Raw genomic sequence first — 13,600 nt, forward strand, 5'->3', positions numbered from 1 at the left:
TTGTTTTAGATTTATCAATTACATTAGCATGTGATCTTTAGCCAGGTTTTTGTAAATATATCTTTTGATTAGCAATCTAATGTTGATTGTATTATTAATGACTATTCTGTGATTAAACAGCTATGTTAACGGTGTTTGTTACTTTTCTGATATATGTTTCATCTTATTGTTTTGGTGAGTGGTTCACATAGTTAATTAAGTCGGCGTGATTATTTAAAGAAGGGATTGAATTGGTTATATAATGAAAGTCTTTAATATGGGTCTCAAAGTATGTACAATTTTTGTGTTGTTTTCACTTGTTGTTCCTCATGCTTCAGCTAGCCAAGATGAATATGAAGTAAGTGCAATGTCCGCGGAACAAGCTTTAGAAAAAGGCCGATTAATGCGGGCACAATACAAAAATTTGGAATCTAGGGTATATCTTAAGCAAGCGGCAGATAAAGATAGCGCTGCGGGTTCATTTTTGTACGCAATGGAGCTGAATAATTACAAAACAAACGAGAGAACACCGTTAGACACAAGACAATATCTGCTCAAAGCTGCCGAATTAGGTAACCGCCGTGCAATGTACCAACTTTATAGACATACCGATGGGCTACGAAAGGTCGATGTTAATTTTTGGCGTTCACAATACTACACCAGTGTGATTTTGTTAGGACGAGATAAGCCGGCACAGGCGATGTACGAACTGGCACGTTTTCATCGTGACTTCGATGAAGAACTATCGAGCTATTATCTAGATAAAGCGATTGAATTCAAACATCCGTTAGCTTTGATGGAAAGAGCGGACAGTCTGGTGGATCGAGACGGAAGTACTGTTCTTTTAGGAGAGATCTCTGATAAAGCTGAATCATTATATCTTTTAGCTGCAGAGACAGAATATATACCGGCGATCAAGCGTTACATCGAGGTTTTGGAAAGTACTGGTCGTTATGAAGATGCTTATCAATGGCGTGAAAGAGCATTACAAAATGGTGATATTACATCGCTAGCGGCGATGACGAAGATATTGATTGGACAAAGTTCTAACTACTCTTTTGTTCCTTCCGATAAGGTTACCGCAAAAGCTTATATGGATTTGTATCTCTCTTCTGCAGGAAGAGAGCGGATGACATCGCTTTACTCTGTGATTTCAAATGATGAAGAATTGCTTTCATTAACGATTAACGCCGAAGAAAAAGAGCAAGCCTTAGATATATATCTTAAATTTAAGAAAACCATTAAATTTTATAACCATGATAAATTATGGGATATCCAATAGTGATTATATTTACTTTAAGGTTCTCTGCATTTCTAGATTAAGATCGTGTTTTATTAAATTTGCTGTTTATTATGCATGCAAATAAATATAGTGTGCGGTTGGTTTTATTTTGACTCGTTGAATTATTTGAAAATGTTTAATGAGTCTGATGTTGATCTTAAATTTGTGTGGTTGGTGATGGTTGTTTTTTAATTGCTAGTTTTATCATTATAAATAATGTTCATAATTTTGATGTTGAATTTACATAACTAAAGAAATTTCAGTTTATGTTGTTTTTTGTAAATAAACCTTAAGAACACAGAGTTGGTATGGAATTGGAGGCTTGAAATGTCTAAAGAAGGAAGTGTCGCTCCAAAAGAGCGAGTTAATATCAAATATATCCCATCAACAGGGGACTCTCAGGCGGAAATAGAATTACCGTTGAAAACGCTTGTCGTTGGTGATTTTAAAGGGCATGCAGAAGAAACGCCTCTTGAAGAAAGAGAGGCGGTATCCGTTGATAAAAACAATTTTGAAGCAGTGATGCGCGAGAGTGATTTAAAAATTTCGGCAACAGTTCCCAATAAACTAAGCGATGAAGAAAATGCAGAACTACCGATAGAGCTAAGCTTTAAATCGTTAGCGGATTTTTCACCAGATGCTGTCGCTGCTCAAGTTCCTGAATTAAATAAATTGGTTGAGTTGCGTGAAGCTCTAGTGGCTTTGAAAGGTCCACTAGGCAACATTCCTGCATTTAGAGAGCGCCTACAAACGTTACTCAATTCAGAAGAATCGCGTGAAAAATTGTTGTCAGAGCTCAGCTTAGTTAGCGACAAAGAAGAGCCCAAGGCGTAATTGAGCTCTTTGTTATTTAATCAGATTTAGGAATGAAATTGATGTCTACCACTACAGAAGCCATCCCAGAAGTACAAGCTGCCCAGCAAGGAAGCTTACTCGATGAAATCATGGCTCAGACACGCATAGCGCCAAGCGACGAAGGTTATCACGTCGCCAAAAAAGGGATCGCCGCATTTGTTGAAAATCTCATTGGTTCTAATCAAGTCGATGATCAAATTAACAAATCACTTGTTGATCAGATGCTTGTTGAACTTGATAAGAAAATTAGTGCGCAAATGGATGAAATACTCCACCAAGAAAGCTACCAGCAGATGGAGTCATCATGGCGCGGTTTGAAATTGTTTATCGACCGCACGGATTTTCGTGAAAATAACAAAGTAGATTTGTTGCACGCGACCAAAGCTGAGTTATTGGAAGATTTCGAATTTGCACCAGAAACAACGCAGTCTGGTCTATATAAACATGTTTACTCTTCGGGCTATGGTCAGTTTGGTGGTGAACCCACTGGTGCGATTATTGGTAACTTTGCCTTTACGCCTTCCACTCCTGATATGAAGTTACTTCAATTTATGGGAGCGCTTGGTGCAATGGCTCATGCACCGTTTATTTCGAGTGTTGGACCTGAGTTCTTTGGTATTGAGTCATTTGAAGAGCTGCCTAATATCAAGGATTTGAAATCAACGTTTGAAGGGCCTAAGTACACAAAATGGCGTTCTTTACGTGAGTCTGAAGATGCGCGTTATCTTGGTTTAACAGCACCTAGATTTTTACTACGCGTACCTTATGATCCAATAGAAAACCCGATTAAGTCTTTTAATTATCAAGAAAATGTTAGCGCTTCCCATGAGCATTATCTGTGGGGTAACACTGCATTTGCGTTCGCCACTCGTCTAACTGATAGCTTTGCTAAATATCGTTGGTGTCCCAATATCATTGGTCCTCAGAGCGGTGGTGCAGTGGATGACCTTCCTGTTCACGTGTTCGAATCCATGGGGGCTTTGCAAAGTAAAATTCCTACGGAAGTGCTTGTCACTGATCGTAAAGAATTTGAGTTAGCAGAAGAAGGTTTCATTGCGTTGACGATGCGTAAAGGCAGTGATAATGCGGCGTTTTTCTCGGCAAATTCGATTCAAAAGCCACAAGTATTTCCGAATACCAAAGAAGGTAAAGAAGCGGAAACTAACTATAAATTGGGAACGCAGTTACCCTACATGATGATCATCAACCGCCTTGCGCACTACGTTAAAGTCCTGCAACGCGAACAGATTGGTTCATGGAAAGAGCGTCAAGATCTGGAGCGAGAGCTCAATGGTTGGATCAAACAATATGTTGCGGATCAAGAAAATCCACCAGCAGACGTACGTAGCCGTCGTCCACTTCGCGCGGCAAAAATTGAAGTAATGGATGTCGAGGGTGAGCCAGGTTGGTACCAAGTCTCCTTATCTGTTCGCCCTCACTTTAAGTATATGGGTGCAAACTTTGAATTGTCGTTAGTTGGTCGATTAGATCAAGCATAACGATGACTTATATCGCCCCAGAAGAGAGCGCATTTGGTGTCGGATTTCTAGAACGTTTAGAAACTGGCACCAAGCCGATGTCCTTAACGCAAGGACCAGATGCCATGGACGTACTTCAATCAATAAAGCGTAACGTTTCAAATATATTAAATACACGTCTTGGCGAAGCGCAAAGCGCCCCGATGTTGGGTTTAGTCGATTTTAATGATGCAACATTGGAAACGTTGGATTTGTCATTGCGCATAAAGCTTGCAATTCAAAACTGCTTGGTGAGTTATGAGCCGAGATTACGCAATATTGAAATTCGCTCTGAATCTGATCCTTACAGTCCACTTATGCTGCGCTTCAATATTGTTGCCGAAATAAATAGTGAAGCGTTGCATGACCGTGTACAGCTAAGTTTGTTGCTGGACCAGAACCGCAAGTACCAAGTGTATTAGAAGATTATGAACCAAGATAAGTACTTCAGAGAAGAACTTGCCTTTCTTAAAGAGCAGGGTAAGCAGTTTACCGAGATTCATCCTCAGTTGTCGCGCTTTTTGCATGGACGAACAACTGATCCTGATGTGGAGCGCTTACTCGAAGGATTTGCATTTTTGACAGCTCGCCTGCGTGAAAAAGTGGAGGACGAATTTCCTGAGTTGACACACTCAATAATTAATATGTTGTGGCCCAATTATCTTCGCCCGGTACCGAGCATGAGTATTGTTGCGTTTAGTCCAGATAAGAGTGTGAGTGACAAGCATCAAATAGGTCGAGGTACGCAACTCGATAGTAAGCCAGTATTCGGCACGAAATGTCATTTCAGAACCTGTCGGGATGTCAACATCTATCCGATTGAATGTATCGACGTAACTTCTCACCATACAAGAGAAGCGAGCTTGATTGATATCTCACTTAGCTTATTGGGTGAGAATAGCGTTGGTGACATTCATCTTGATGATCTCCGTTTTTACTTAGGCGGCGATAAATACAGCTCACAGATGCTTTACCTATGGCTGAATCACTATTTGGATAAGGTTTGGATTGAGGTGGATGGGACGCCTTTTTCACTACCGAAAAACGCACTTAAAACGGTCGGTTTCGATAGCGAGCAAGCGCTATTGCCTTATCCAAATAATGTCTACGAAGGTTATCGTGTGCTACAAGAATATTTGTCGTTCCCAGAAGCATTTCATTTTTTTGATATTACGCAACTCAAATCGGCGTTACCTAAATCAGTAACCAACGATTTTAAGTTAAAAATCAGCTTTACCAAGACTTTACCGACGGATGTCAGAGTTAGAAAAGACAATTTCCAACTTTATTGTACACCGGTAATCAACTTGTTTGATCATGATGCAGATCCTATTGATCTGACAGGAAGGCGTTCTGAGTATCGTGTTGTTCCTTCAAGTCGTTATCCTGCTCACTATGAAGTGTTCAGTGTTGATGGCGTCTTTGGTTGGCAAGATAAAACCCAAGCGAGCCAACGTATTCGTGGCGAGAAACGAGTTTATTCTGCGTTTGAAAGTTTTCAGCATGAAGTTGAGCGAGCAAGAAATCGAGAAGCTTTGTATTACCGTACTCGAGTTAAGAATAGTATTCGAGGAGATGGTTTTGACAATTTTATTGCCTTTATTCGCGGAGATGAAACACAGTCGATGCAAGTCGATGAAGCGGTCTCTCTCAAGTTAACGTGTACAAATAGATTGTTACCATTGGAGCTGGGTGTTGGTGATATTTGCGAACCGACAGATACCTCACCGCCGTTTGCCACCTTTAGTAATATTACGGTGCCATCACAATCGTTACGCCCAGTTTTGGATGGTAGCTTACTGTGGATGTTGATTTCTAACCTGTCGCTTAATTATCTATCTTTACTCTCTAAAGACGCCTTAAGCAGTGTGCTAAGGGCTTACGACTTTAGAGCTCTGGTTGACAGACAAGCTGAAAGAGTTGCTCAGTTACGACTTGAAGGTATTCAGAAAATCGAATCACAGCCAGTGGATAAAATCTTACGCGGTTTACCAGTAAGAGGCCTTAAATCGACGATATATATCGACCAAAACTGTTTTGGCTCGGAAGGTGAATTATATCTGTTCGGCACCGTTTTAAGTCATTTCTTTGCACTTTATGCCAGCATCAATTCATTTCATGAATTGGTGGTGATTAATGCGTCCAACCAAGAGAAGTACACATGGGGAACCCAGGCAGGAATGCAGCCGTTGATCTAGAAATGTCAGAGCTTCAGGAATCCCTGCTAGCGTTGCCAGATGATGTACGAAACTACAACTTTTATCAGTTGGTTGAGTTGTTACAGAAGATTCATGCGTTCAATCCTGAATCGGAAGATTGGGAACGAGCATGTCAGTTGGTATTTAGTGCGAATCCAAGTTTAGGTTTTGCGCCTGCGGATGTGATTGATCTAGAAAAGCGTGATGACGAACGTTTGATTTTACAAACGAATTTTTTTGGTTTGACGGGGGCACAGTCGCCACTGCCGGGTTTTATTTTACAGCAGTTGGTAGAAGAAGACCGAGGTGGTTTTAAGCGCCCATTCTTAGATTTTTTTAACAATCGTCTGATCAACTTGGTTTATCGCATTTGGCGTAAATATCGTTACTACGTTCGTTTTCAGCCCGATGCACAAGATCAGCTCTCTTCTCAGCTGTTTGCTTTGGTCGGGCTAGGTGATGCGGACTTACGTGGAGAAACGCCGATTAACTGGTGCAAGATGCTTGCGTATTCAGGGCTGTTGGCGGGACGCAGCCGCTCACCACAAGTTGTGTCAGGCATTATTGCCCATTGTTTTGATTTAAAGGAAGTCACGATTACTCAGTGGGTAAGGCGCAAAGTCGCCATTCAACCCTATCAACAGTTGAGTTTAGGTCAACAAAATAGCGAGTTAGGCGTGGATACCTTGTTGGGTGAGTCGGTGATGGATTGCAATGGCAAGTTTACCATTTGTATTGGCGGGCTAACGCGCGAAAAATTTGCCGACTTCTTACCTTCGGGGAAAGAGTACCAACCTCTCTGCAAATTGGTTGAGTTTATTTTACGAGAACAGATGGCGTATGACTTGCAACTCACCATGCATGAAAGTGAAGTGCCCGAAATGACGCTCTGTCAAAAGAACAGTGTCGCCCTAGGTTGGACGTCATTTTTGGGTGGCGAACTAACAGACAAAAACGTGCTTATACAAGTAAGGCAATAGAATATGCAAATCGAACAAAGACTCTCCATGTTAGTTGTGAATGCTCAACAACTACAGTCAGGCTTATCTGCACAGCGTATTTTTACGCATGAAGGGGGCGTGATTGGATCGTCACCTGCAGCGAAATGGCGGTTGAGCGATGCATACAGTTCCGTGCAAGCGCAGCATTGCGAAGTGGCGGTCATTGATGGTGAGTTTTGTATCGAAGATCTTTGTGGAGCGACTTATGTGAACGGTTCGCATATGCCATTGGGGCGGGGCGCATTTGCAAGGCTTGAGCATAACAACGAAGTGGTGATTGGCCCATATCGTCTACGAGTGACTCTAGCGAAAAATGAAGATGAATCAGTCCAAGAGGGGCAATCAATTGAGCAGCTGTTTGAAACAGATAGATTTGACTTATTGCGCGAAGATGAGCTCGATTCGGTTAGTGATGAGTATGAGACAGAAAACCATCAATCAAGTGATCCGATTGCGGCGCTAGATGAATTATTTAATGACTTTAAACAAGAGCAGTCACTGCTTCAAGAAACGCAGTTAGCAACGGATGAGCAACAAACCATTGTGCCAGAAAATGATATTCGACGTGGCCAAGCTCAGATTACTCCACAAGCAGATAGTGATTACGAAATGACATCATCAATCAGGTTGAAGAAAATTCTAGGGTTACACCGAAATAAATCAGAGGTGCAATCGCCGACGTTAGTGCAGACCGAATCGGCTACCAATGTATCGTCAACTGCACCACAAACAAATAATGACACTTTAAACGTACCAGAGGGCTTAGGGATGAACGATAAGGTATTAGATTTATTGGAAGAGGAAGTCGCGAAAAGTTTTCCTACAACGAGCGATGAGCAGAATCGTTCGTCAGCAAGAGCCAATCATTTACTGACAGGACCGATGCTTAATGGCTTAGGTGTCGATGTTGGCAACAGCCATGATATGGACAAGATGCACATGTTGTCTGAGGAGCTTGGTCAATCGCTTCAAGCTTGCGTAAAAGGTCTTTTACAACTGAATCAACAAGTATGCGAAGGTCGATTTGGTGTAATGAATCGCAATCTACAACCGATTGAAGATAATCCATTGCGCTTAGGCCTTTCATACGAAGAAACAATTCGTACGTTATATGACACCGACAAGAGTTTGGTGCATTTATCAGCGCCCGCGGCTATCTCGGAGAGTTTGAAGAATGTCCGCGACCACAATGAAGCAATGCAACATGCAACGGGTGAAGCACTAAGTCAAATTCTCAATGCTTTCTCTCCTCAAGTGTTACTGCGCCGTTTTCAACACTATAAGCGAAACGGAGACCTTGATAATCAAAGTCCTGAATCGTGGGCGTGGGAAATGTATTGCCATTATTATCAAGAGCTTACTTCTGACCGTCAAAAAGGCTTTGAAAAATTGTTCTGGGAAATCTTCGAGCAATCATACGACAAAAAAGTACGTGAAAAACAGTTGGAGTTATAACGGTGAACATACGCTCTTTTGCTCTACTGATGCTACTGACAGTGTTAACAGCATGTAGTTCATCAGAACCCATCGCTCCACCTGAGCAACCAACGAAAGTAACGTTTAGCTTAGTCAGTGATGAAGGTACCAACCCAAACATTTGGGGAGAAGCGGCGCCAATCGCGGTTCAGGTCTTTGAGTTGGTCGATGACTCAATGTTTATGTCTGCTGATTATGATCAGATGAAAGACGACTATGAAGGCGCGCTACGCAGTAACTTTGTCAAAAATTACGATTATGTCCTTACGCCAGGGCAGTTCAAGTTTGTCAATGAGATAGAGGTTGATGACGAAACCAACTATATCGGCATCATGGCACACTTTTCGGAGCCGGATCTAAGTGAATGGAAAAAGGCCGTAAAAGTGTTGAACAAAGGTAGGGAGTACCATTTGTTGATGTATTTCAAAGACTACGATGTGAAATTAGAAAGGGTGGAATAACAAGATGTTTACGCGTAATCGTGTAATTTGGAATGAAGGCTTGTTTATCAAGCCCCAGCACTTTCAGCAGCAACAGCGTTACTTTGAACATGTGCTTGATGAACGTATGGGCTCGGTTAACCGCTATCTCTATGGTGTTTCTGAGTTAACACTTAACCCTGAATACCTTTCGTTTGGTCGTATATCGATCGAAAGAGCAGTAGGGGTCATGCCTGATGGGACGGTTTTTCGTATACCACAAGAGGATGTACTGCCCGATGCGCTCGAAGTAGAAGATTCATCGCTTGCGTATCAGATAGTGTATCTTGCGGTGCCGCTGCGCAGCGATTCACTGATGGAGATTGATTGGCCGGAAGAGCGGGGAACAGGGCGCTATGCTAGCAGTCGTATTGAAGTTCGCGATGTGCATACCGTTGGCGGCGACAGTACGACGTTAGATGTGTCACCTGTGCGTATGCAATTAATGCTAGAAAAAGAAGATCGCAGTGCTTATGCATCGATAGCGATTGCTCGTATTTTAGAAAAACGTCCGGATGGTAGCGTGGTCTTGGATCCTGATTTTATTCCTTGCCACCTGAATGTATCAAGCAATGCGTCTTTACACCGATTTATTAGCGAAATTTCGGGGTTAATGGGCGAGCGAGCTAAGAATATCTCTCAACGTATTGCTTCGCCGTCTCAAGGGGCCGTCGCAGATGTGTCGGATTTTATGTTGTTGCAGGCGTTAAACCGAATTCAACCTCAGATTCAACACTTAGCTCAGTTGCGCAATTTGCATCCAGAGCGTTTATTTGAATGCCTAGCATGTGTATGTGGAGAGTTAGCGACATTCACGGATGAGAGCCGCCTACCGCCGACATTGCCTCATTACAACCATGATATGCCGAGTAGCGCATTTCTGCCGCTTATTCGAAATCTAAGGCAGAGCTTGAGTATTGTACTGGAACCGCGCGCCGTTTCGATCCAGTTGGATAAGCGTAAATATGGCTTGATGGTAGCACCAATCCAAGATCCTCAATTGATCGAAAGTGCTGAATTCATTATTGCGGTAAAAGCCCGTATGCCGCTTGATGAGTTACGTCATCTCTTTGTTCAACAAACCAAAGTATCGACCGTTGAAAAAATACGTGAGCTGATTTCGTTACAGTTACCGGGTATCCCACTGAACTTGCTACCCGTTGCGCCAAGACAGTTGCCTTATCACGCAGGTTACGCTTATTACCAGCTTGATAAAACGAGCCCGGCTTGGTCGACACTCGGTCACTCAAGTGGGTTTGCCTTCCATGTGGCTGGGGCATTTGAAGATCTTGATCTTCAATTCTGGGCGATTAGGAGTTGATTATGGATATCGATAAAAAAAATAGTCAATACAGTAGTTTACTGTTTGAAAATGTAGAACAAATTAATCACGACCAAGATTACTGGTTCCAGTTGAGAGGGGAAAACCGTAACCTTTTGATTGATGCGGCGACACCACTGTTTGGTTTGTCACTGAGAGTAAGAAGTCTGACTGACTGCGACAATATAGAGCAAATCTATAATCAAACGGTCGAAGAAATTAAAGCGATAGAAATTGAGTTGACCGAACAAGGTTACGAACATGCCATTTTGATGGCTTATCGCTATATCCTCTGTGCGTTCCTAGATGAAGCGGTGATGGGAACAAGTTGGGGGGCATCTAGCGTATGGGCCGAATACTCCATGCTTTCGCGTTTTCATAACGAAACGTGGGGCGGAGAGAAAGTCTTTACTATCTTAAGTCGTTTGGAAGGAGAGCCAAAACGTTATCACACGTTATTGGAGTTCATCTATCAATGCTTGGTTCTCGGGTTTGAAGGTAAATATCGTGTGATGGAAGGCGGGTACAACGAACGTCAAAAAGTGATCACGCGTTTACATAGCACTATCGCCGGTATAAATGAGCGAGAGTTGCAAGATCTCACTTCATCGAGTGCGCTTGTAGCAAAAACCAAGTACCACTTGAGTCGACAATTACCAGTTTGGTCAATTTTAGTTGGATTTATTGTTATTTGGCTGGGCGTGTTCCTTGGCTATTCCAACTTACTGCACGTCAAATCTGCAGATGTAATCAATCAATTAAATCAAATACTCTAATTATAAAAGGCTAGGTGACCGTTGTGATCCGTATTGAATTATCAAAGTTGATTTCAAAACTTAATGAACAGAGTAAGTTAGCGCTTGAACAGGCTGCGTCATTATGTATTGAACGTCAGCATCCTGAAGTGACTTATGAGCATCTGCTCTATGTGTTGTTGGATAATCCGTTATCCGATATGCGGATTATCTGTAAACAAGCAAATTTAGAGGTTGATTCGCTCAAACAGGCCGTCGGCACCAACTTCATGCGGGAGCAGGTACTCGATACCTATCCTGCGTTCTCGCCATTGTTGGTTGAGTTGCTACAAGAAGCTTGGTTACTTTCTACAACAGAGCTCAATCATAATCAACTTCGTTCAGGTGCGATTTTTCTTGCCGCTTTGATTCGGGCTGATCGTTATTTGCCGTTAAACCTTATCCAAGTATTCGAGAATATCAACAAAGAGAGCTTAAATAAAAATTTTGATCTCTTGCTCCAAGATTCTTCTGAGTCAGACCAAGAGAACACAAAAAAACTTGATGCTAAACACTCGGCACTAAAGTCGTCTGATTCGTCACCACTAGAAAAGTTTTGTACTAACGTGACAGAGCAAGCGCGCAACGGAGAACTCGATCCTGTGCTCTGTCGTGAAAATGAACTTAACCTGATGATCGACATTTTATGCCGCCGTCGAAAAAACAACCCTATTGTCGTGGGGGATGCAGGTGTAGGTAAAAGTGCGATGATTGAAGGGTTAGCATTGCGCGTTGTGGCGGGTAATGTTCCTGAGCAGCTTAAAAATGTCGATCTTTGCTCGCTCGATCTCGGTCTTCTTCAAGCTGGAGCCTCTGTTAAAGGTGAATTTGAAAAACGGTTGAAAGGCGTGATTGATGCGATAAAAACCGCATCTAAGCCAATTATACTGTTTATCGATGAAGCGCATACGTTGATTGGTTCTGGGAACCAAGAGGGTGGCAGCGATGCGGCAAATCTACTTAAACCTGCGCTTGCCCGTGGTGAACTCAGTACAGTAGCTGCGACGACTTGGAAGGAATACAAAAAGTATTTCGAAAAGGATCCGGCATTAACGCGCCGCTTCCAGCTGGTAAAGCTCGAAGAGCCGAGCATTGAACAGGCTGTTGATATTTTACGCGGATTAAACACAGCTTACGAGAAAGCACACAATGTTCTGATCACTGACGATGCATTAAAAGCCGCCGCTGAATTGTCGGCTCGTTATATATCAGGTCGACAATTGCCAGATAAGGCGATTGATGTTCTGGATACTGCTTGTGCGCGTATCGCTATTAATATCACCACCCCCCCTAAACGGCTAGCGCAACTTGAAACCTTATGCCATCAGCGTCAACTCGAAATTGACATGTTAGAGCGGGCTCAGTACTTGGGACAAGAAGTCGACGCTCACCGTTTAGATAGGCTATGTAGTGAAGAAGTCGCCGATGAGGAAGAGAAAGCCGCGTTAACCGAAAAATGGCAACAGCAAAAAGCCATTATTGAAACGATCATTTCGCTACGAGAGCAACTGTTATCTAATTCGTCTGTCAATACAGAGCTTAACGACGCGTTAAATGATGTCGATGAGCAACCAAGCCGTGGTGAGTTGTTGGTACAACTTAAAGCGCAATATCAGGCGTTGGCCGATATTCCTCATACGGACCTATTGATGCACCCACAAGTGGATGCACAACAAATTGCTGAAGTTATTGCGGATTGGACTGGGGTACCCGTTGATCAAATGAACAGTGATGAACTGTATAAAATTACTCATCTTACGAGCTTGCTTGGCGAAAGTATCAAAGGACAAGATCCCGCAATAGAGCGTATTCATCGCCATTTGTTGACTGCTCGAGCAGATCTGCGTAGACCTGGGCGTCCTAAAGGCGCTTTCCTATTAGTCGGACCAAGCGGGGTTGGTAAAACTGAAACGGTGGTCCAGCTGGCACAGCAGCTTTATGGCGGAAAACAATTTCTGACCACGATTAATATGTCGGAGTACCAAGAAAAACATACGGTGTCTCGCTTAATTGGATCTCCTCCTGGTTACGTTGGCTATGGTGAAGGTGGGATATTGACTGAGGCTATTCGTAAGATGCCATATTCAGTTGTGCTATTAGATGAAGTTGAAAAAGCGCACCCTGAAGTATTGAACATTTTCTATCAAGCCTTTGATAAAGGTGAACTGTCGGATGGCGAAGGCCGATTGATCGATTGTCAAAATATCGTTTTCTTCTTGACGTCTAACTTGGGATACCAAACGATTGTTGACAATGCTCACGATCCGGAGTGTCTTGATGAAGCGCTTTACGAAGAGTTGGCTGGATTTTTCAAACCAGCACTATTAGCGCGAATGGAAACGGTATTTTATCTACCTTTGGCACGCGATGTACTGGAAAAAATTGTCCGTGGAAAGCTGGCTAACCTTGAGAAAGTGTTCCAGCAGCGTTATGACGCTCAAGTGGTCATCGAAGATAGCTTGATTGAAGAAATCCTGAATAGAGCAAATCGTTCAGAGAACGGCGCGCGTATGCTGGAAGCTATTATTGAAGGGCAATTGCTGCCGCCGATTTCCTTATCACTTCTTAATAAACTTGCCGATAGGCAACCGGTGAATCGTATTTATTTAGCGGCTAATGAAGGAGAGTTTATCGGAGAGGTCGAGTAGTCATGACTCAATGGTTAGTGTATGCAACGGAGCTCGTTGTGGCTCGGCAG

General features: G+C 42.8%; 11 protein-coding genes. All 11 read left to right on the plus strand.

The window, feature by feature from the left end:
• Positions 1–241: 241 nt before the first annotated feature.
• A complete protein-coding gene (locus RH86_RS11785) occupies positions 242–1,261 on the plus strand; it encodes a hypothetical protein (RefSeq protein WP_009386348.1) in 1,020 nt (339 codons plus the stop codon).
• 327 nt (positions 1,262–1,588) lie between these two features.
• Positions 1,589–2,095, plus strand: coding sequence for a type VI secretion system contractile sheath small subunit (gene tssB / locus RH86_RS11790; protein ID WP_005599452.1), 507 nt, complete (start codon positions 1,589–1,591; stop codon positions 2,093–2,095).
• Between the two features lie 41 nt (positions 2,096–2,136).
• Positions 2,137–3,615, plus strand: coding sequence for a type VI secretion system contractile sheath large subunit (gene tssC, locus RH86_RS11795; protein WP_005599449.1), 1,479 nt, complete (start codon positions 2,137–2,139; stop codon positions 3,613–3,615).
• 2 nt (positions 3,616–3,617) lie between these two features.
• Positions 3,618–4,055, plus strand: coding sequence for a type VI secretion system baseplate subunit TssE (gene tssE / locus RH86_RS11800; RefSeq protein WP_009386349.1), 438 nt, complete (start codon positions 3,618–3,620; stop codon positions 4,053–4,055).
• Positions 4,056–4,061: 6 nt separating this feature from the next.
• A complete protein-coding gene (gene tssF, locus RH86_RS11805; protein ID WP_005599443.1) occupies positions 4,062–5,831 on the plus strand; it encodes a type VI secretion system baseplate subunit TssF in 1,770 nt (589 codons plus the stop codon).
• Positions 5,795–6,811, plus strand: coding sequence for a type VI secretion system baseplate subunit TssG (tssG, locus tag RH86_RS11810; RefSeq protein ID WP_190275911.1), 1,017 nt, complete (start codon positions 5,795–5,797; stop codon positions 6,809–6,811). The genes tssF and tssG overlap by 37 nt, the downstream gene beginning before the upstream one ends.
• Positions 6,812–6,814: 3 nt before the next feature.
• A complete protein-coding gene (tagH, locus tag RH86_RS11815; protein ID WP_009386351.1) occupies positions 6,815–8,287 on the plus strand; it encodes a type VI secretion system-associated FHA domain protein TagH in 1,473 nt (490 codons plus the stop codon).
• Between the two features lie 2 nt (positions 8,288–8,289).
• Entirely contained in the window at positions 8,290–8,769 is a 480-nt protein-coding gene (tssJ, locus tag RH86_RS11820; protein ID WP_009386352.1) for a type VI secretion system lipoprotein TssJ, read from the plus strand.
• Positions 8,770–8,773: 4 nt separating this feature from the next.
• A complete protein-coding gene (gene tssK / locus RH86_RS11825; RefSeq protein ID WP_005599438.1) occupies positions 8,774–10,108 on the plus strand; it encodes a type VI secretion system baseplate subunit TssK in 1,335 nt (444 codons plus the stop codon).
• A gap of 2 nt (positions 10,109–10,110) precedes the next feature.
• Positions 10,111–10,884 (plus strand): type IVB secretion system protein IcmH/DotU, encoded by a 774-nt coding sequence (gene icmH / locus RH86_RS11830; protein ID WP_009386353.1) that lies wholly within the window; start codon positions 10,111–10,113, stop codon positions 10,882–10,884.
• A 23-nt stretch (positions 10,885–10,907) separates the two neighbouring features.
• On the plus strand, positions 10,908–13,550 hold the full coding sequence (gene tssH, locus RH86_RS11835) for a type VI secretion system ATPase TssH (RefSeq protein ID WP_009386354.1): 2,643 nt from the start codon (positions 10,908–10,910) through the stop codon (positions 13,548–13,550).
• The last annotated feature ends 50 nt before the right edge of the window (positions 13,551–13,600 follow it).

Source organism: Vibrio sp. N418 (genome assembly GCF_000222565.1).
GTDB lineage: Bacteria > Pseudomonadota > Gammaproteobacteria > Enterobacterales > Vibrionaceae > Vibrio > Vibrio scophthalmi.